Source organism: Dietzia sp. NPDC055340 (assembly GCF_053645335.1).
The window spans coordinates 131,380-149,810 of sequence record NZ_JBSHML010000001.1 but is presented as its reverse complement, the minus strand read 5'-3'; the positions used below and the strand labels follow the sequence as shown (position 1 = coordinate 149,810).

Below are 18,431 nucleotides of genomic sequence, written 5' to 3'. Positions count from 1 at the left end.
CACCGAAGCTGCGCGCGCGTCGATGCCGCCGGACCGGCCGAGGGCATTCGTCGCGCGTTCATGACCGCAATAATAGACAGACCGGTCTACCCACTTCAAGGCCCGTCGACCAAGGGCTGGCATTTCGAATTTAGTTGATGCATCATATACATAGCGATCCAAGGAGAAGTGATGACCGCCTCGTACGCCCGCCAGCCCGCAGCCTTCATCGGACACGGCGTCCCCCTCAACGCACTCGAGGACAACGCCTGGACCCGCGAGTGGGCCGCCCTCGGCGACTCCCTGCCCGAGCGCCCCCGCGCCGTCCTGGCCGTGTCCGCGCACTGGTACATCAACGCCACCGCCGTGACCGCCATGTCCTCGCCGCGCACGATCCACGACTTCTACGGCTTCCCCCGGGAACTCAACGAGTTCGAGTACCCCGCCGCCGGCGCGCCCGAGTTGGCGGCCGAAGTGGCCGAGGTCGTCAAGCCGCCCTGGGTGGGGGCCGACCGCGACTCGTGGGGGCTGGACCACGGCACCTGGTCCGTTCTCGCCCACGTCTTTCCCGACGCCGACGTGCCCGTGGCCCAGTTGTCCGTCGACGCGTCCAAGCCGGCGAGCTACCACTTCGACCTGGGCACCAAGCTCTCCGCACTGCGAGACTCGGGCGTGCTCGTCCTGGCCAGCGGCAACGTCGTGCACAACCTGCGGGCCGTCGACCCCTCGCGCGGCGACACGGGCACCGACTGGGCCCACCGCTTCGACGACCACGTCCAGAACGTGCTCACCGAGCGTCCCGAGGACGCCCTCGCCCTGACCGAGCACCCCGACGCCGGCATGTCGATCCCCACCGCCGACCACTACCTGCCGCTGCTCTACACCGCCGGCATGGCGGCAGGCTCCGGCGAGAAGCTCGAGGCCTTCAGCAAGGGCTACGCCTGGGGCTCGGTCTCCATGACCAGCTACCGCTCGGCTGCCTGACCCCCGGCGTCCGGTTTCACCCGACCCGCCCCCGGCCCGGCCACGCGGGCGCGGGCGGCCGCCCGGGAGGACAGGTGGCCGGCCACCGGCAGCAGCACCACCAGCGACAGCCAGGTCAGCTGCGCCGCGAACGCCCCGAGCGTCAACGCGATCGGCACCGAGACCAGGAACACCGCCGGGGTCACCAGGGCATCGCCCAGGGCGGCCCGGTTCTGCCGGGCCGACGTCGGGCTCCGCTCCAGACCACCCCGCCGGCCCAGCTGGTAGACGGCCGACTGCGCCAGCGACACGCCCGCGATGTTCACCGCGTACAGCACCGTCGGCAACGCCAGGTCCGCCGTCGCGGGATTACTGAGGGCATCGGTCGTGAACGGCACGAGGATCACCAGGCCGGTCGCCACGAGATTGGCGACCATCATCGGACCGTCGAGCCCCCGCATGTGCTTGATCAGCCGCACGTTGACGCGCCAAAGCACGCAGATCACCACGAAGCTCAGCACCACCCCGAACAGCTGCTGTCCCAGCCCGGAATCCGCCAGCGACGGCAGGTTCTGCCACTCCTGCGGCTCCGGCAGGTCCACGTTCGCGATCAGCAGCGTGACGGCGAACCCGTAGATGGCGTCGAAGAAGGACAGCCCGCGATCGAACTCCGACGAGTCACGGCGGAGCACGTCGCTGGTCGTGTCGTCGTACGCGTCATCGTCGTCGGCGGAGTCGTCGCTCCCACCGCGGCCGGGCCCGCCCGACCGTCCGGCGTTCGCACCGCTCATCCACCAAGCATGCCCGACGGCCACCGCCGGGCGCAGGACATCCCGCAGGTCAGCAGTTGCGCTCGTACACCAACCGCAGACCCTCGAGCGCGAGCTCCGGCTCGACGTCCGTGACGGTCCGGGACTCCTCGGACACCACGTCGGCGCGCATTCCCGTGAGCACCACGGAGGCGTCGGAGAGCTCGGCGACGTCGGCGCGGAGCCGGTCGACCAGGGCGTCGATCTGTCCGGCGAAGCCGATCACGATGCCGGCCTGCAGCGCCGCCACGGTGTTCTTGCCCAACGCGCCGCGCGGCCGCACGACCTCGATCTTGCGGAGGGCCGCAGCGCGCTCGGCCAGTGCGTCCACGGAGATGTCGATGCCGGGCGCGATCGCCCCGCCGAGCAACTCGCCGCGGGCGGAGATGGCGTCGACGGTGGTCGCCGTGTCGACGTCGACGACGACGACGGGCCCCTCGAACAGGGTGTGGGCGGCCAACGCGTTGACGACCCGGTCCGAGCCCACCTCACGCGGATTGTCGACGAGCAGCGGCACCCCGGTCTTCACCCCGGGCGCCACCACGACGGACCGCAGGCCCGGCCAATAGTCGGCAGCCATCCGGCGCAGTTCCCCGGTCACCGACGGCACCACGGACATCGCGGCGATGCCGCTGAGCCGCTGCGCGCACTCCCCCAGCAGCCCACGGATCGTCAGGGCGAGTTCGTCGGAGGTCACCGACGGCGAGGTCCGCATGCTCCATGTGCGTTCGAGCGAGCCGCCGTCGACGGGGAAGACCCCGAGCCGGATGTGCGTGTTGCCGACGTCGACGGTGAGAAGCATGGATTCGTCCCGCGCCTAGACGGCCGCGGGCTCCGGCACGCGCGGGTTCTTCAGGCCCGAGCCCTCGGGAACATCCGCCGGGTCGGTGCCCTCGGTGAGCATGCGGTTGTCGTCGTCGACAAACACGACGCGGGGCTTGTAGGCCCGCGCCTCGGCGTCGTCCATCTGCGCGTAGGCGATGATGATCACCAGGTCGCCCGGGTGCACCAGGTGGGCGGCGGCGCCGTTGATGCTGATCACGCCGGAACCGCGCTCGCCGGTGATGGCGTAGGTGGTCAGGCGGGCGCCGTTGTCGATGTCGACGATGTCGATCTGCTGTCCCTCGAGCAGGTCGGCGGCGTCCATGAGGTCGGCGTCGATGGTGCAGGAGCCGACGTAGTGCAGATCCGCCTGGGTCACCGTGGCCCGGTGGATCTTGGAGTGGAGCATGGTGCGCTGCATGGGTCAGCCTTCCTGGGAGTCCGCGGCGGGATCGATGTCCGCGGCGAGGTCGTGGGCCATGTCGGCCTGCTGGGCGGCGACGGTGGCCTCGGCGGCGGCGAGGAAACCCGTGCCGATGGCCACCCCGACGTTGTCGATGAGGCGGGTGGATCCGATGCGGGCGGCCACGAGGAGCCGGCCGGGGCCCTCCTCGGGCGGATCGCCGAGATCGCCGGCGCGGAGCTCGAGGTAGTCGATCGAGATCTGTGGACGCTCGGCCAGGACCGCCGCGGCGGCGTCGACGACCGCCCGGCGCCCGCCCTTGGCGGCGAATGTGCCCGCGACGAGCGCGGCGTTGATGGTGGTGGCCAGCTCGCGCTCGTCGTCCGACAGGTAGCGGTTGCGCGAACTCATGGCCAGGCCGTCGGGCTCACGGACGGTGGGCACGCCCACCACGCGGACGTCCATGTTCAGGTCCGCCACCATCTGCCGGATCAGCACCAGCTGCTGGTAGTCCTTCTCACCGAAGAACGCCTGGTGCGGGGCGACGATGTGCAGCAGCTTCGCCACCACGGTGAGCATGCCCGCGAAGTGGCCGGGGCGGGCGGCGCCGTCGAGGATGTCGCCCGTCGCGCCCGGCAGCACGGTGGTGCGCGGCCCGTCCGGGTACATGGTGGCCGCGCTGGGCGCGAAGACCAGCTCGACCCCGGCCTCGGCCAGGCGGGCGACGTCCTCGTCGAGGGTGCGCGGGTAGGCGTCGAGATCCTCACCGGGCCCGAACTGGAGCGGGTTGACGAAGATCGACACCACCACGACCGAGCCGGGCGTACGGCGGGCGGCCTCCACCAGCGCCAGGTGCCCCTCGTGCAGCGCACCCATCGTGGGCACGAACGTGATCTGCTTGCCGACCTTGCGCAGGGACTCGGTGACCGCGCGGATCGAATCCGGCTCGTGGTGGATCGTCAGCTCGCCCCGGCTGTAGCCGGTGTTCGCGCGTCCGGGGACCGCGGTGCGGACCGGGAAGGTGGTGGTCATCGGAACTGCTCCGTCAGATCGGGGGCGAGAAGGTCGGTGACGTCGCGGCCCGCGCCACACCGGTCGGCGGTGCGCAGAGCGAGGGCGCGGTAGCCGGCGGCGATGCCGGAGTCCACGTCCTCGAGCGCGTCGAGGTGCCGGGAGACGGTCACGGCGTCACCGCGCATCACGGGGCCGGTCAGGGCTGCGTCGCCGGAGGCCAGCACGTTGTCGAGAGCGGCGCGCAGTAGCGGCTCGAGCGTCCGGCGCGCCAGCGCCTGGGAATCCTGGCCGAGCATCCCGTCGGGATCGCCCTCGACCCCGCCGCCCGGCAGGACGGAGAACGATGCGGCGAGCGCCTCGGCTGCGTCGCCCACGAGGCTGACCAGGTGATTGGCGCCGTGCGCTAGCGCCGCGTGGTAGAGCGCCCGGTTCGATTCGGCGACGGTGACCGGCAGGCCGCCCGTCTCCATGACCAGCATCTGCCCCACGACCAGGCCGACCTCATCCGGGGAGGTCAGGGCCCACGAGCAGCCCTCCATGCGGTCGACGTCGGCCTCGCCGCCGGTGAAGGTCATGGCCGGGTGCGCGGCCACCACCACGGCGCCCGCCTCGGCGGCCGGGCGCAGGACGTCGGCGCCCACCGCTCCGGTGACGTGCACGACGATGTGACCCGGGCGGAACGCGCCGGCCTCGGCGAGTTCGGCCACCACACCGGGCAGCGCGGAATCGGGGACCGCGAGGATGAGGAGTTCGCCGTGCTCGGCGACTGTCGCGGGGTCGGCGACGACGGCCTCGGGAAGGCGGCGGGCCGCGAGTTCCCGCGAACGCCCCGACCGTGCGACGACGGTGGAGACGACATGGCCGCGACGCTCGAGGGCGGCGCCGACGGCAGTGCCCACGCGACCTGCGGAGATGAGGCCGATGGACAGGCGGGCAGGGGGTGTTCCGGTGACGCCGAAGTCGGACATCGCTCTAGTGCTCCATTGCTCGATCCGTTCCAGGCCCACGCAGCGGCGGGTCCCGGACATCTCGCTGGCGAGAATAGTCGCGCACGGGGCACTGGACACCATTCAGTGGTGCACCTCACACGCACCGTTTTCAAGCTGGCGCCGCCGGGGCTTCACACTGGCGGCGCATGGCCTCGCCAGGTTTTCGCATCTCGGCCGGGGGCCGGCCGGGCATAAGCGAGCAATTAGCCGCGCATCAGCCGAGGATCAGTCCTCAGCGCGACGACGACGGCGCCCACCGGCCGACGCGTCGTCCTCACCCTGTGCGGAGTCTCCCCCACCCAGCCGCGCCATGAGTTCGGCGACCGAGAGCCCGGAGCCGGAACCGTGGCGGCTCGCGGGCGCGGTCTGCTCGTCCTGCGACGGCGTGGCCCTGGGGCCCTCCGGGGCCGGAGCCGACTCGGCACGCTCCGGAGTCTGGGCCGACGGAGTGGCAGGTGTGGCGGGCGGAGTCGCGGGCGCGGCGGTCTGGGCCGACTCGGCACGTTCCGCGGCGGGCGGGGTCTGCGTCCGCGGCGCTGGAGTCGACTCGCGGCTCGGGGCCACGGTCTCCGCCGAACGCCACGACGACCGCGACGTCTCGCTCACGGGCCGGACCGCCGGCCGACGCGGCGAGGACTCCGGAGCCTCGGAGCGGGCGCGGCGCCCCTGGACAGGAGAGAACTTCTCGGTGCGCTCGGTGCTCGGGGTGGCGTCCGGGCCCACGCCCGCCGCCGGCACGCCGGACGACTCGGCTGCGGCATCCGACGTGCTCGGCGAGGAGCTCGGCGATACACCCGGCGAGGTCGGCGCCGCCGGGGCACCGAAGCCGCTGACCGGAGCCGAAGAAGACGATGAGGAAGACGACGACGTGCCCGCCGCCGCGGAATACGGACGCGACGTCGAACTCCACGGCTGGCCGCCCGACTCGGCCGCACGGCGACGGGGCTCGACCCGCTCGGACGGCACCGACGGCAGCGAGCCGGCACCGAGCTGGCCGGCGGGCGCGTGGCCACCGACCGCGAACCGGTCCTCGGGCAGGGACACGCCCATCGCGCTGAGCTGTTCGCGCAGGGCCGCGATCTCCTGGCGGAGGCCGAGGACGGATTCGGAGGTCTCGGTGCGGACCGAGTCGCGCAGCTCCTTCTCCACGACCAGCTCGTGCTCGCGGCGCGCCGAGATCTCACGCTCGAGCTGGAGCTCGTAGACGGTGTGGAGGTCGCGGACGCGGGCGGCCTCGGCAGCGGCCTGACGGCGGTACCGGGCGACGAGGAACGCGCCGATGAAGGCGGCCCACAGCGCGGCCAGCGTGCCGACACGCATCCAGACCGGGTTGTCGGTGAACACCATCACCACGGTGGCCACCACCGCGAGGATCAGCAGCACGCCCAGAGCGATGCTGGCCAGACCGCGGTCGTCGCCGCGGCCGGCGCGAGCCGGCCTGGGCTTGTCAGTCGAGCCGTCGGAACTCATGTCCCGCATGATAGCCCCAGGATCATTGGTCACACAGGTAACCGAGGTGTGTTGGTCCGAACTCTCCCCCGGCGGGCCGGTCAATCGGGTATAGCGGGGGCCCGGGAGCCACCGCGTCGAGGTCCGCGGGAGGAGTCAGGTCGTCTAGCGCGGTCCGCGGGAGGAGTCAGGTCGGCTGGGCGAGGCCCGCGTTGTCGTCGTCGTCAGGCGGGGTCTGGCACGAGGCCTCCAGGAACAGTCCCGCCCCGACCAGGACCGTGCCGGAGACCAGGACCGCCACGGCCGCCGGCCACTCCTCGCCCGCCACGGCGAGCTCCCCGAGCCGGAGCAGGAAGAACAGGGTCAGGCCGGCTCCCACACCGGCCGCGGCCGCGCCGAGGACCGCGGAGGCCTGGCCGAGTGCCGCGCTGCGCGCGATGGTCAGCGGGTGCATCTGGCTGCGGTCCTGACCGACCGAATTGTCCGAGATCGCTCCCCGGATCCGCAGGGCCAACAGGATGTCGACCGCCGCGACCACGATCAACGTCACCCAGCCGAAACCGATCGGGGGGAACGAACCGAGGAACGTCCCGGTGAGCACGTACGCGGCGACGGCGGCCACGAGTGCGACCAACGCGAGCGTGAGCGTCGAGATCCTGGTCACCTCAGCCCGCCCACCCGTCCGGGGACAGCGAGTCCTCCAGGCGGCGGACCGCACTGACGTCCGCGGGGTCGAGGGCGCCGAGCAGGTCTCGGAGCGGGGATCCGGCGAGTGTCGCCCCGGGCTCCGCCTCCAGCCACGGGACCAGGACGAACGCCCGGTCGACGGCGCGGGGATGCGGGAGCGTGAGGGTCGGATCGTCCGAGGCCACGGGGCTGCCGTCCACGTCCGCCGCGATCACGTCGACGTCCAGGGTGCGCGGGCCCCAGCGCACGTCCCGGGTGCGGCCGGCCGCACGCTCGCGCTCGAAGCCCCACTCGAGGACATCGGCGGGCGAGCCGGGGTGCTCCACGATGAGGACCGCGTTGAGGAAGTCGTCCTGCTCGACGCCGCCCCACGGCGGGGTGGCGTAGACCGACGACGCCGCGCGCAGGATCCCGTCGGCGGCGGCCGCCTCGGCCACCGATCTGAGCAGGGCCAGGGCGTCGCCCTGGTTGCCGCCGATCGACAGCACCGCGCGGCAGCTCATCGCGGGACCGCCACCCGGTCGCGGCCGTCCTTGCGGGAACGCCGGGCGACCACCGCCACGTCGGCGAACTCGGCGGGGATCGGCGCCTGCGGCTTGTGGAGGGTGACCTCCACGGCGTGGGCCGTCGGGGCCATGTCCATGATTCCGTCCGCGATGCGTGAGGCCACCGTCTCGATGAGGTCGCAGGCCGGGCCGGACACGACGTCGTGCGCGAACTGCGCCAGAGCGCCGTAGTCGACCGTGTCGGCGAGGTCGTCGGAGGCGGCGGCCGCCGTGAAGTCGGTCCACAGCACCAGGTCCACCAGGAAGTCCTGGCCGTCCCGCTTCTCGTGTTCGAAGACCCCGTGGTTGCCGCGGACCCGGAGCCCCGTCAGTTCGATCCGGTCAGCCATCAGCTGGTTCCCGCCTTTCCTGCTGTCCACGCGGAGGCGACTCGCACGGCATCCGCACTGGGTGCCACGTCGTGCACGCGCACCCCCCATGCGCCGGCCGCGGCGGAGATCGCCGTGATCGCCGCGGTCGCCGCGTCGCGGCCAGAGACCTCCCGCGGCACGCCGTCCCCTCCGTGCAGCAGCGACCCGATGAACCGCTTCCGTGAGGCCGCGACCAGGACCGGGAAGCCCAGGTCGATCAGCTGGTCCAGGCCGCACAGCAGCGCCCAGTTGTCGTCGGAGTTCTTGGCGAACCCCAGACCCGGGTCCAGCACGATGTCGGAGGCGTCGATTCCTGCGGCGATCGCGGCGTCAGCCCGTCGGGCCAGGTGGTCACGGACCGATCCCACGACGTCGCCGCCGTAGTCGACCCGGCCGCCGGCCCCGGCCCGGTAGTCGTCGGGTGAGACCCAGTGCATGAGGATCACGGGCGCCCCGTGATCGGCCACGACGCGCAGCATGTCCGGGTCGGCGAGGCCGCCTGAGACGTCGTTGATGATCGTCGCGCCGTCCGCCAGTGCGCTCCGGGCGACCCGGGCGCGCATCGTGTCGACCGAGACGGCGACCCCCTCGGACCGGAGCTCGCGGACCAGCGGGAGCACCCGCCGCTGCTCGTCGGCCTCGTCGACGCGAATGGAGCCCGGACGGGTGGATTCACCACCGACGTCGATGAGATCGGCGCCATAGGCGACCATCCGGCGGGCATGCGCCACGGCATCGGCGTACGCGAGGTGACGTCCACCGTCGGAGAACGAGTCCGCGGTGACGTTGAGGACGCCCATGACCGCACAGCGGCCGGGGCGAGGAAGCGGAGGCGCCGAGCTCACGTCCCGCGCAGGAGGCCCATTGCCTCCGCCCTGGTCGAGGCGTTGGTCCGCATGATGCCCCGGACCGCCGAGGTGGTGGTGACCGAACCCGCCTTCCGGATACCCCGCATGGACATGCACAGGTGCTCGCACTCGATCACCACGAGCACGCCCGCCGGGTCGAGCCGGTCGACCAGCGCGTCGGCGACCTGGCTGGTCAGCCGCTCCTGGACCTGGGGGCGCTTGGCGTACAGGTCCGCCAGGCGGGCCAGCTTGCTCAGTCCCGTGACCGCACCGGACTTGCCGGGGATGTAGCCGATGTGGGCCACCCCGTGGAACGGCACCAGGTGGTGCTCGCACGTCGAATAGATGGGTATGTCCCGCACGAGCACCAGTTCACGGTGGTCCTCGTCGAAGGTCTTGGCCAGCACATCCGCCGGGTCGGTGAACATCCCGGAGAAGACCTCACGGTAGGCGCGCGCGACCCGGGCCGGGGTGTCGCGCAGCCCCTCGCGGTCCGGGTCCTCCCCCACCGCGATCAACAACTCACGGACAGCGGCTTCGGCGCGCTCGGCGTCGAACCCGCGACCCGTGGTGACCGACCGCAGTTCGACGGAAGGCATCTGGTCAGTGCTCGTCATCAATCCTCTTCTCGCACGAATCCGACCTCTCGGAGGTCAGTCGTCACGTTCCCACGGCGCACGCCACCCGGGAGCCTTGTCCTCGCGGCGGTGTGAGCCCCGATTGGTGGGCTCGGTGCCGCGGCCCGAATCAGTATCCGGGAACGGCTCCGGGTCCGGCGCCCGGGTCTGCTCCGGGGCCGGGCGTTCCCGATCACGCTCGGGAACCGGGTATGCGGACTCGGGAGCGGAAGCCGGCTCGGCGGGACGGGGAGCCGGCGGGGCGGCCGGGGCCTCGTCACGGGGCATCGCCGGGAGACGGGTGGTCTCCGCACCGCTCGGGCCCTGCTCGCCGTACCGGCCCGACGAACTCGGGGGCCAGCCGGGCGCCGACCAACCGGGAGGCGGCGGCGTGCCGTAGGCCGGGATCGCGGTGGTCGGCTGTTTGGAGCCGGCGAACTCACGGGGACCGCCTCCCGGTGCCTGCCACGGGCCGGGCCGGTCGGGGCCGGGCTGCGCCGAGCCGGGTCCGTTCGCGCCGGGCCGGTCGGAGCCGGGCCGGTCCGTGTCGGGCCGGTCCGTGTCGGGCCGGTCCGTGTCAGGTCGACCCGGGCCGGTGCCGTTCACCGTCTCGCGGCCGTTCTCCGGGCCCGCCTCGTTCTGGCCTGCACGCGAGGGCGGCAGCACGGGCATCGCGAAGGGATCGGTGATCGGCGGGGGCCACGGCTCGCCGCGCTCCTTGGCCAGCTCACCCGGGGTCTTGATGGGCGGGTGGGTGGAGGGGATGCGCCCACCGAAGTCGTCGAACTCGGTGATGCGCGGCCGCTTGACGACGTCGGCGAACAGCCGCACCAGGTCGTCCTGCCGCAGCGTCTCCTTCTCCAGGAGTTCGCCGGCCACCGCGTCGAGGATCTCGCGGTTGGCCTCCAGGACCTGCCACGCCTCGGTGTGGGCGGCGTCGATGATCCGACGCACCTCGTCGTCGATGACCTTGGCGATCTCGGGTGAGTACTCCACGCTCGAGCCGCCACCGCGGCCGAGGAACGGGTCCCCGCCCTCGCCGCCGTACTTGACCGCACCGAGCTTGGCGCTCATGCCCAGCTCGGCGACCATCGTCCGGGCGATCCGGGTGGCCTGCTCGATATCCGAGCTGGCGCCGGAGGTGGGCTCACCGAAGATGTACTCCTCGGCCGCACGCCCTCCCATCGCCATGACGATGCGCGCGATCATGTCCGCCCGGGTCATCAAGCTCTTGTCGTCCTCCGGGACCACGAGTGCGTGACCGCCGGTGCGCCCGCGGGCCAGGATGGTGACCTTGTGGACGGGCTCCAGGTCCTCCATCGCCCACGCGGCCAGGGCGTGCCCGGACTCGTGGTAGGCGGTGACCTTCTTCTCGTGCTCACTGATCACGCGGTGCTTGCGGCGCGGGCCGCCCACCACGCGGTCGGTGGCCTCCTCGAGGACGTCGATCGAGATCTCGTCATGCCCCATGCGGGCCGCGAGCAGCGCGCCCTCGTTGAGCACGTTGGCCAGGTCCGCACCCGACATGCCGATCGTCCGGCGTGCGAGCGCCTCCATGTCCACGTCCGCGGCCAGCGGCTTGCCGACCGAGTGCACGGCGAGGATCGACTCACGGCCGCGGAGGTCCGGGTTGGTGACCGGGACCTGACGGTCGAAACGGCCCGGCCGCAGCAGCGCGGGATCGAGCACGTCCGGGCGGTTGGTGGCGGCGATGAGGATGACCGTCGAGCGGTCGTCGAAGCCGTCCATCTCCACCAGGAGCTGGTTGAGGGTCTGCTCACGCTCGTCGTGACCGCCGCCCATGCCGGAGCCGCGGTGACGACCGACCGCGTCGATCTCGTCCACGAACACGATGCACGGCGAGTTCTGCTTGGCCTTCTCGAACAGATCGCGGACGCGCGAGGCGCCCACACCGACGAACATCTCGACGAAGTCCGACCCGGAGATCGAGTAGAACGGCACCCCGGCCTCACCGGCGACGGCGCGGGCCAGCAGCGTCTTGCCGGTGCCCGGCGGGCCGTAGAGCAGCACGCCACGCGGGATCTTGGCGCCCAGCCGCTCGTAGCGGGCCGGGTTCTGGAGGAAGTCCTTGATCTCGTTGAGTTCCTCGACCGCCTCGTCTTCGCCCGCCACGTCGGCGAACGTGGTCTGGGGCATGTCCTTGTTGAACTCCACCGCGCGCGACTTGCCCACCCCGAACAGGCCGCCCTTGCCGCCCTGCATGCGGGTCATGAAGTAGAAGAGCAGACCGAACAGGATGAGCATCGGCAGCAGGAACGAGGCCATCTGCATGAGGAAGCTCTGCTGCGTGACCGTCGTGTTGTACGTCTCCGGGCCGGCCGCGGCCACCCGGTCGAAGATCTGATCGGCCGCCCGCTCCGGGTACTTGGCGAGGATCTTGTCAGTCTCGTCCTCACCCTCGGCCGGGGTGATCGGCGAGGAGAGCTCGAGGCGCAGCTGCTGCTCCCGGTCCTCGATCAGCGCTTCCTTGACGTTGTCCGCATCCACCTGCGCCAGCGCCACCGAGGTGTCGACCTCGGTGTAACCGCGTTCGTCGTTGGCGAAGAACGAGAACCCGACGATCAACAGGATGATGACGCCGGCGATCGCCACGTTGCGGAAGACGGTATTGCTCTTTCGATCCATTCGGCCCTCATGTGGGAAGAACGGCCCGACCGGACGGCGGACCCGATGATGCGACCGACGAAGTCGGTATCGCCCCAGGCTACCCGCGAACACCGACAGCCGACCGGGGTGATCGCCCAGGGCGGACAGCGGTGACGGGCGAGCCCGGACGGCCGCCCACCTCGTCGTCGTACGATCAGGGCCGTGACCACCGATCCCCTCTCCGCCATCGAGACCGCCGAGGCCGTGCGTACGGGCGCGCGCGGCGCCCTGGACACCCTCGACGCCGCGTTCGACCGGATCGACGATCTCGACCCGGCCCTGCACGCCTTCACCACCCTGCTGCGCGCGGACGGCCGCTCGGCCGGCGCCGTCGTCGACGCCGGGCCCGTGGAGGAGCGCGCGGGCCTGCCCCTGGCCGGGGTCCCGCTGGCCATCAAGAGCACCGTCACGCTCGAGAACCCGGTCGTCGCGCCGCTGGTGGCCGCCGGCGCCGTCCCCGTGGGGATCACCGCGGCCCCCCAACTGTGCACGTGGGGGATGACCGACTCGGACGCGCACGGCATCACCCGCAACCCGCTGGACGTGTCCCTGACCCCCGGCGGCTCCTCGGGCGGATCGGCCGCCGCGGTCGCCTCCGGGATGGTGCCGCTCGCGGTGGGTGACGACGGCATGGGTTCCCTGCGGATCCCCGCCGCGGCCTGCGGGCTCGCCACGATCAAGCCCGGGCGCGGCGTCGTGCCCACCCGGCTCGGGCGGGACAACTGGGGGTACCTCGCCGAGTCGGGCCCCCTGGCCAGGACCGTCGCGGATGTCGCGCTCGCGCTGTCGCTGATGGCCTCCCTGCCCGAGCTGGCAGACGTCGACGAGGTGCCCGACGGGACCCGGATCGGCGTGTCCACCGACAGCCCGATCCGCCTCGGCCGCGATCTGGTCCGCGTCCACGAGCCGTGGAAGCGCGCGGCCCGGGAGGCCGCCGACCGTCTGCGTGGGGACGGCCTCGTCGTCGTCGACACCCCCCTCCCCGCCCCGCGCGACCCGTTCCTCTACCTCGCGCGGTGGACCTCCGCGGTGGCCCGCGCCGCCGAGGAGGAGAACCTGCCGCTGTCCGCGATGGAGCGCCGCACCCGCCACCACGCACTGCTCGGGCGCACCGTGTTCCGGCGCGGCGGGGCCGGGGACGGTGACACCCGCTGGAACCGCGCGGCCGAAGTGTTACGCGCCGACATCGTCGCCGTCATGGAGACGGCCGGCGTGGACGTGTGGCTCACCCCGGCGCTCGCGAACGTCCCGCCCGAGGCCACCGACTGGCATCGCCGGTCGTGGGGGCGCTCCATGTGGGCGTCGATGCAGTTCTCGCCGTTCACGCCGCTGGCCAACGTGCTCGGCTGGCCCGCCGCCACCGTGCCGTGCGGTGTCACCCACACCCCGCTCGGGCGGCGCCTACCCACGTCCGTGCAATTGATGGGCCGCCCCGGGTCGGAGGCGACACTGTTGGCGTTGGCCGCCGTGATCGAGCGGAACGACGACGACACCGTCGACACCCGCTAGCACCACACGGGGACGCGGGCATCGACCGGCGCGGTTCAGTCCTCCGGCAGCTCGGCGAAGCGCGCCTTGACGCCGTTGTACCAACCCAGCGACTGGCGGGGCCGCAGCCAGCGCCCCTTCATCTCCTTGCGCGCGGCCACGTGGGCCTCGTCGCCGGCCTTGACGCGTTCCCTGAGGTGGGCGTCCTGGGCGTTGATCACGTCGTCGGCCGTCTCGCCGTGGTGGGCGAGGTCGCAGGGTCCGCCCAGGTCCGTGCAGGTCATGGTCTTCACGATGAATCATCCCTCTCGGGTCGTGGCCGCGGACCGTCCGCGCGCCCTATTCCTCTGACGACTCCGGCGCCCCGGATGTGACCGGGCCGGCGCGTCGACGCCGACGCACTCCCTGCAGGACGCGCTCCTCGGCCCGGAAATCGATCCGGCGCACGACCCCGTCCGCGACCAGGAAGTCGAACGCCACCCGGGCGGCGCCGCGGTCGAACCACGCGGCACCGGGGCGATCGTCGACGTGCACCGGCAGCGCCGCCGCGGCGGCCCCGTTGAAGAACTCCGCGACGGCGTCCCGACCCTCGATGCGCTCCGGGGTGCCGATCCCCACCGCGACGGGGTCGCCGACCACCACGACGTCCGGCGCGAGCAGGCTCACCAGCCGGGCGAACTCGCCGTGGCGCGCGGCGGCGAGGAAGGCGTCGACCACCGCGGCGTCCGCCGACCCCTCCGTCCCGTCCGTCGTGTCGGCGCCCGGGCCCCGTCCCCCGCCGACCCGGGCGCGCGCCCGGGAGGCCAGCTTGCGGGCGGCCGCCGGGGTGCAGTCGAGGATCTCGGCGATCGCGGCGAACTCGACCCCGAACGAATCGTGGAGCACGAACGCCACCCGCTCCGTCGGGGACAGACGATCCACCACGACATGCAACGCGGCACCCACGGAGTCGACGAGCACCACGTCGTCGACCGGGTCGACCGACGAGACGGCGGCGCGGCCGTCGCCGGTGTCGTCCGCGACCGGCATCGGGACCCGGGCCTTGAGCCGGTCCAGGCAGAGCCTCGTGACGACGGTGGTCAGCCACGCGCCCGGCGAATCGATGGCCGAGGTGTCGGCACGATCGAGCCGGAGCCACGCCTGCTGGACGATGTCCTCGGCCTCGGCGGGATCGGCGAGGATCCGGGCCGCGAGCCGGACCAGCCGCGGCCGGTCGGCGGTGAAGAACTCCAGTACCCGATCCCGGTCCACCCCGGTGATCCTAGAAGACCGACCGGGTGCTGGGACGGCGATCAGCGCATCACGTTCTACGCGTACTGCTGCACGATCCGCCGCTTGACCAGCTTGCCCGTGGGCGTGCGCGGCAGTTCGTCGACGAAGTCCAGGCCGCGGGGCAGCTTGAAATCGGAGATCGTGCCGCGCAGCGCGCCGAGGATCTCCTCGGCCAGCGCCGGGCCGGGCTCCTGCCCCTCGGCCGCGACCACCACCGCGTGGACCCGCTCACCCATCTCCTCGTCGGGCAGGCCGATCACCGCGACGTCGTCCACCGCCGGGTGCAGGACGAGCGCGTTCTCGATCTCCTGCGGGTAGATGTTCACGCCGCCCGAGATGATGGTGAACGCCTTGCGGTCGGTCAGGTAGAGGAAGCGGTCCTCGTCGAGGTAGCCCACGTCGCCGAACGTCGCCCAGGTGGAGTGGTCCGGGTGCCGGACGGACGCCGTCTTCTCCTCATCGCCGTGGTACGAGAAGGAGTTCTCGTCGTTCTGCCAGTAGATGGTGCCGATCTCGCCGGTCGGGAGCTCGTTGCCGTCGTCGTCGCAGATATGGGCGATCCCCTTGAGCCCGTCCTTACCCACCGACCCCGGCCGCTCGAGCGCCTCCTCGGAGTTGATGAACGTGATGCCCATCCCCTCGGTGGCCGAGTAGTACTCGTGGATCACCGGGCCCCACCACTCGATCATGCGCCGCTTGACCTCGGGCGGGCACGGTGCGGCGGCGTGGATGGCGTGCGTCAGGCTCGACAGGTCGTGGCGGGAGCGCACCTCCTCGGGCAGCTTGAGCATCCGCACGAACATCGTGGGCACCCACTGCGAATGCGTGACCCGGTACTCCTCGATGAGCCGCAGCGCGTCCTCGGCGTCGAAGCGGTCCATGAGGATCACGGTGCCGCCGACCGAGTTGACGACGCCGCAGAAGCGCAGCGGTGCGGCGTGGTAGAGCGGCGCCGGGCACAGGTAGACACTGTCCGCGTCGAAGGCGTAGAGGAAGCTGAAGATCGGCGTGTAGTAGTCCGGCACCTCGTCGATCTGCCCCTCCGGCGGGTCGACGCGCACGCCCTTGGGTCGGCCGGTGGTGCCGGAGGAGTAGAGGAAGTCGTGACCGCGGGGCTGGTCGGCGGGCGCCTCGGTGGACCTGCCCTCGAGCAGCGTGCGGTAGTCCTCGAAGCCTTCCAGTGCGCCCCCGAACACCACCCGGTGCTCAAGGATCGGATTCGCATCCGCGGACAGGTCCACGTGGTCGGCCACCTGGGCGGAGACGAACAGCGCCCGTGCCCCGCAGTCGCCGATGATGTAGGACGACTCATCCGGCGTGAGGTGGTGGTTGATGGCCGCGATGTAGAGCCCGGACCGCAACGCACCCCAGTAGATCTCCACCATCTCGAGCGTGTTGTCCGAGACCACCGCGATCGTGTCCCCGGGCCGCAGGCCCCAGTCGTCGACCAGCAGGTGGGCGAGCTGGGCCGATCGGGCCTCGAGCTGCCCATAGGTGATCTGCTCGCCCGTCGCGGGGCGGATCACGGCGGGCTTGTCGGCAGTGGTGGCGGCGAAGGCTCCGGGGAACATGTCGCCAGCATATATCCGGCATGTGATCCGGATCACCGTTTTCGGACCGTGGTCCAAGTAGAAGCGAGAAGCGCTGTGCTCAGCCGCAGCGGGATGCCCAGTGGAGCCACGAGCGCAGCGTCAGTCCCGGGCCCAGGCGGCAGGTGCCCGGTTGCAAGACACGGACTTCAATCTGCAAGACACCAGGTGCGCTTCAGGGCCGGTTTTCCGCACTTGATGTCTTGCAACTGGCCGCGGATGTCTTGCAACCGGCGGGCAGGCGGGCCGGGCGGGGGCGGCCGGCCCGCGCCTCAGGAGTACATGCGCGGGTGCAGCCGGCCGATGTACGGCAGATCGCGGTACCGCTCGGCGAAGTCGAGGCCGTAGCCCACGACGAACTCGTTGGGAATGTCGAAGCCGATCTCCAGGATGTCCAGGTCGGCCTTCACCGCGTCGGGCTTGCGCAGCAGGGTGACGATCTCGATCGAGCGCGGGTTCCGGGTCCGGAGGTTGCGCATCAGCCACGACAGGGTCAGGCCGGAATCGATGATGTCCTCGACGATGATCACGTCGCGGTCGGCGATGTCGCGGTCGAGGTCCTTGAGGATCCGCACCACGCCGGAGGAACTGGTCGACGAACCGTACGAGCTGACGGCCATGAACTCCATCTCGGACGGGATCGGCAGCGCGCGGGCGAAGTCCGAGACGAAGATCGCGGCGCCCTTGAGCACGGCGATCAGCACGACCTCCTTCTCGACGTCCGCGTACTTCTCCCCGACCGCGGCGGCCATCTCGGCGATCCGCGCCTGGATGGCTTCCTCGCTCAGCAGGACGGATTCGATCTCGTCCGCGTACTTGTCCATCGTCATCTAGCTCCCCGCTCCGCTCGCCCGGTCGATCTCCAGGACCACCTTTCCATGCCGACGCCGGGCGACCAACCTGGTCACCCGGCTCTCGCCGGAGCCACTGCCACGGCCGGCCGCACCGCCGTGGATGTCCACACCGTCACGCCCGCGCGCGTCAGCCCCGCCGACGGCCACGCCGCCCTGCCCGCGCCAGTCGGTCACCAGCGCCGCCACGCCCGTCACGTGCGCGTACGTCGGCGACCCCACTCCCCCGGCGATCAGCCAGCGCCGGATCACCCGGGTCAGCACCGCGGCCGGCAACCGCTCGAGCCGGCTGACGTCCAGTCCACCGTCCGGGTCGACGGGTACGGCGGCGGCGAGGCGGTCGAGCTCGTCGTCGTCGACCCCCAACAGCTCGGCGGTGCGCGCCAGTCCCTCCGCGGCGCCGCCGGACAGCACGTCCTCGAGCAGCGGGAGGACCTCGTGGCGCAGGCGGACGCGCGTGTACGAGGGGTCGGTGTTGTGCGGGTCGTCCCACCAGGTCAGGCCGAGGTCGCGGCAGGCGGCGCGGGTGTCGGCGGCGCGCACGCCGAGCAGCGGGCGGGCCCACGGCGCGTCCCAGGCGGCCATGCCGCGCAGCGAGCGCGCGCCGGAGCCCCGCCCGAGGCCGAGCAGGACGGTCTCCGCCTGGTCGTCGAGCGTGTGGGCCAGCAGGACGGCGCGGCCGTCGCGCGCGGCGTCGAGCGCGGAGTAGCGGGCGGCGCGGGCGGCGGCCTCGGGGCCGGAGCCGTCGGGGTCGACGACGACGACGAGCACCTCCACCCCGGCCCCGATCACCCGCGCGGTGTCGGCTGCATCGCGGGCGACCTGCGCCGATCCCGGCTGCAGACCGTGGTCGACGATCAGAGCCGTGACCTCGTCGAACTCGGCGACGGCGGCGGCGAGCAGGGCCAGCGAGTCGGCGCCGCCGGACAGGCCCACACACACCGCGTCGCCGATCTCGGGGGGGTCGCGGCGGAACGCCCGTACGGCCGCGCGCACGGTCCAGGCGGCGCCGGTCCAGGCAGCACCGGTCCGCGCCGCGTCGGCCCTTGAAGCGTCGGCCCGCGCGGC

The 18,431-nt window shown here is 72.0% G+C and carries 19 protein-coding genes; 2 read left to right on the top strand and 17 right to left on the bottom strand.

Annotated elements, in window-relative coordinates; translation table 11 throughout:
* Positions 1 to 171 precede the first annotated feature (171 nt).
* On the top strand, positions 172 to 963 hold the full coding sequence (gene ygiD, locus ACWIFB_RS00660; protein WP_454056974.1) for a 4,5-DOPA-extradiol-dioxygenase: 792 nt from the start codon (positions 172 to 174) through the stop codon (positions 961 to 963).
* Here the strand turns inward: ygiD and ACWIFB_RS00655 are convergent.
* The 12 genes from ACWIFB_RS00655 to ftsH form a co-directional block, all read right to left on the bottom strand.
* On the bottom strand, positions 945 to 1,733 hold the full coding sequence (locus tag ACWIFB_RS00655) for a TMEM175 family protein (RefSeq protein WP_452099681.1): 789 nt from the start codon (positions 1,731 to 1,733) through the stop codon (positions 945 to 947). The genes ygiD and ACWIFB_RS00655 overlap by 19 nt on opposite strands.
* Before the next feature lie 49 nt (positions 1,734 to 1,782).
* Positions 1,783 to 2,553: a type III pantothenate kinase gene (locus tag ACWIFB_RS00650; RefSeq protein ID WP_452099682.1), complete on the bottom strand. Its 771-nt coding sequence runs from the start codon at positions 2,551 to 2,553 to the stop codon at positions 1,783 to 1,785.
* A 15-nt stretch (positions 2,554 to 2,568) separates the two neighbouring features.
* The gene (gene panD / locus ACWIFB_RS00645; RefSeq protein WP_230929913.1) at positions 2,569 to 2,994 is read right to left on the bottom strand and encodes an aspartate 1-decarboxylase; all 426 of its coding nucleotides are present in this window, start codon (positions 2,992 to 2,994) and stop codon (positions 2,569 to 2,571) included.
* A 3-nt stretch (positions 2,995 to 2,997) separates the two neighbouring features.
* A complete protein-coding gene (gene panC / locus ACWIFB_RS00640) occupies positions 2,998 to 4,008 on the bottom strand; it encodes a pantoate--beta-alanine ligase (protein ID WP_452099684.1) in 1,011 nt (336 codons plus the stop codon).
* Complete coding sequence (locus ACWIFB_RS00635) at positions 4,005 to 4,958, bottom strand: Rossmann-like and DUF2520 domain-containing protein (RefSeq protein WP_452099715.1); 954 nt, start codon at positions 4,956 to 4,958, stop codon at positions 4,005 to 4,007. The genes panC and ACWIFB_RS00635 overlap by 4 nt, the downstream gene beginning before the upstream one ends.
* A gap of 246 nt (positions 4,959 to 5,204) precedes the next feature.
* A complete protein-coding gene (locus tag ACWIFB_RS00630) occupies positions 5,205 to 6,449 on the bottom strand; it encodes a DUF6779 domain-containing protein (RefSeq protein ID WP_454056973.1) in 1,245 nt (414 codons plus the stop codon).
* Positions 6,450 to 6,615: 166 nt separating this feature from the next.
* Entirely contained in the window at positions 6,616 to 7,092 is a 477-nt protein-coding gene (locus tag ACWIFB_RS00625; protein ID WP_454056972.1) for a DUF3180 domain-containing protein, read from the bottom strand.
* Between the two features lies 1 nt (position 7,093).
* Entirely contained in the window at positions 7,094 to 7,618 is a 525-nt protein-coding gene (gene folK, locus ACWIFB_RS00620) for a 2-amino-4-hydroxy-6-hydroxymethyldihydropteridine diphosphokinase (RefSeq protein WP_454056971.1), read from the bottom strand.
* Positions 7,615 to 8,010: a dihydroneopterin aldolase gene (gene folB / locus ACWIFB_RS00615; RefSeq protein ID WP_452099690.1), complete on the bottom strand. Its 396-nt coding sequence runs from the start codon at positions 8,008 to 8,010 to the stop codon at positions 7,615 to 7,617. Before folB ends, folK begins: the two co-directional genes overlap by 4 nt.
* Positions 8,010 to 8,831, bottom strand: a complete 822-nt coding sequence (gene folP, locus ACWIFB_RS00610) for a dihydropteroate synthase (protein WP_454056970.1) — start codon at positions 8,829 to 8,831, stop codon at positions 8,010 to 8,012. The genes folB and folP overlap by 1 nt, the downstream gene beginning before the upstream one ends.
* Before the next feature lie 41 nt (positions 8,832 to 8,872).
* Positions 8,873 to 9,496 carry a GTP cyclohydrolase I FolE gene (folE, locus tag ACWIFB_RS00605; protein WP_452099692.1) on the bottom strand — a complete coding sequence of 208 codons (624 nt, stop codon included), beginning with the start codon at positions 9,494 to 9,496 and terminating at the stop codon, positions 8,873 to 8,875.
* A gap of 36 nt (positions 9,497 to 9,532) precedes the next feature.
* Positions 9,533 to 12,142 carry an ATP-dependent zinc metalloprotease FtsH gene (gene ftsH / locus ACWIFB_RS00600; protein ID WP_454056969.1) on the bottom strand — a complete coding sequence of 870 codons (2,610 nt, stop codon included), beginning with the start codon at positions 12,140 to 12,142 and terminating at the stop codon, positions 9,533 to 9,535.
* A gap of 183 nt (positions 12,143 to 12,325) precedes the next feature.
* Here ftsH and ACWIFB_RS00595 point away from each other — a divergent pair, with 183 nt between their 5' ends.
* Positions 12,326 to 13,672 (top strand): amidase, encoded by a 1,347-nt coding sequence (locus ACWIFB_RS00595; protein ID WP_454056968.1) that lies wholly within the window; start codon positions 12,326 to 12,328, stop codon positions 13,670 to 13,672.
* 35 nt (positions 13,673 to 13,707) lie between these two features.
* Here the strand turns inward: ACWIFB_RS00595 and ACWIFB_RS00590 are convergent, their stop codons facing one another.
* The 5 genes from ACWIFB_RS00590 to tilS form a co-directional block, all read right to left on the bottom strand.
* Entirely contained in the window at positions 13,708 to 13,935 is a 228-nt protein-coding gene (locus tag ACWIFB_RS00590; protein WP_454056967.1) for a hypothetical protein, read from the bottom strand.
* A gap of 55 nt (positions 13,936 to 13,990) precedes the next feature.
* Positions 13,991 to 14,902, bottom strand: a complete 912-nt coding sequence (locus ACWIFB_RS00585; protein WP_452099697.1) for a sigma-70 family RNA polymerase sigma factor — start codon at positions 14,900 to 14,902, stop codon at positions 13,991 to 13,993.
* Positions 14,903 to 14,958: 56 nt separating this feature from the next.
* A complete protein-coding gene (locus tag ACWIFB_RS00580; RefSeq protein ID WP_454056966.1) occupies positions 14,959 to 16,494 on the bottom strand; it encodes an acyl-CoA synthetase in 1,536 nt (511 codons plus the stop codon).
* A 290-nt stretch (positions 16,495 to 16,784) separates the two neighbouring features.
* Positions 16,785 to 17,342 (bottom strand): hypoxanthine phosphoribosyltransferase, encoded by a 558-nt coding sequence (gene hpt, locus ACWIFB_RS00575; RefSeq protein ID WP_452099700.1) that lies wholly within the window; start codon positions 17,340 to 17,342, stop codon positions 16,785 to 16,787.
* Positions 17,343 to 18,359, bottom strand: coding sequence for a tRNA lysidine(34) synthetase TilS (gene tilS, locus ACWIFB_RS00570; RefSeq protein ID WP_454057040.1), 1,017 nt, complete (start codon positions 18,357 to 18,359; stop codon positions 17,343 to 17,345).
* Positions 18,360 to 18,431: the final 72 nt, after the last annotated feature.

Coding starts and splice junctions, on each gene's coding strand:
- ftsH (WP_454056969.1), bottom strand. CDS start 12,142: ATGGATCGAAAGAGCAATACCGTCTTCCGCAACGTGGCGATCGCCGGC.
- ACWIFB_RS00580 (WP_454056966.1), bottom strand. CDS start 16,494: ATGTTCCCCGGAGCCTTCGCCGCCACCACTGCCGACAAGCCCGCCGTG.
- ACWIFB_RS00635 (WP_452099715.1), bottom strand. CDS start 4,958: ATGTCCGACTTCGGCGTCACCGGAACACCCCCTGCCCGCCTGTCCATC.
- folP (WP_454056970.1), bottom strand. CDS start 8,831: ATGGGCGTCCTCAACGTCACCGCGGACTCGTTCTCCGACGGTGGACGT.
- ACWIFB_RS00630 (WP_454056973.1), bottom strand. CDS start 6,449: ATGAGTTCCGACGGCTCGACTGACAAGCCCAGGCCGGCTCGCGCCGGC.
- ACWIFB_RS00590 (WP_454056967.1), bottom strand. CDS start 13,935: ATGACCTGCACGGACCTGGGCGGACCCTGCGACCTCGCCCACCACGGC.
- ACWIFB_RS00655 (WP_452099681.1), bottom strand. CDS start 1,733: ATGAGCGGTGCGAACGCCGGACGGTCGGGCGGGCCCGGCCGCGGTGGG.
- hpt (WP_452099700.1), bottom strand. CDS start 17,342: ATGACGATGGACAAGTACGCGGACGAGATCGAATCCGTCCTGCTGAGC.
- panD (WP_230929913.1), bottom strand. CDS start 2,994: ATGCAGCGCACCATGCTCCACTCCAAGATCCACCGGGCCACGGTGACC.
- folK (WP_454056971.1), bottom strand. CDS start 7,618: ATGAGCTGCCGCGCGGTGCTGTCGATCGGCGGCAACCAGGGCGACGCC.
- folB (WP_452099690.1), bottom strand. CDS start 8,010: ATGGCTGACCGGATCGAACTGACGGGGCTCCGGGTCCGCGGCAACCAC.
- folE (WP_452099692.1), bottom strand. CDS start 9,496: ATGACGAGCACTGACCAGATGCCTTCCGTCGAACTGCGGTCGGTCACC.
- ACWIFB_RS00650 (WP_452099682.1), bottom strand. CDS start 2,553: ATGCTTCTCACCGTCGACGTCGGCAACACGCACATCCGGCTCGGGGTC.
- panC (WP_452099684.1), bottom strand. CDS start 4,008: ATGACCACCACCTTCCCGGTCCGCACCGCGGTCCCCGGACGCGCGAAC.
- ygiD (WP_454056974.1), top strand. CDS start 172: ATGACCGCCTCGTACGCCCGCCAGCCCGCAGCCTTCATCGGACACGGC.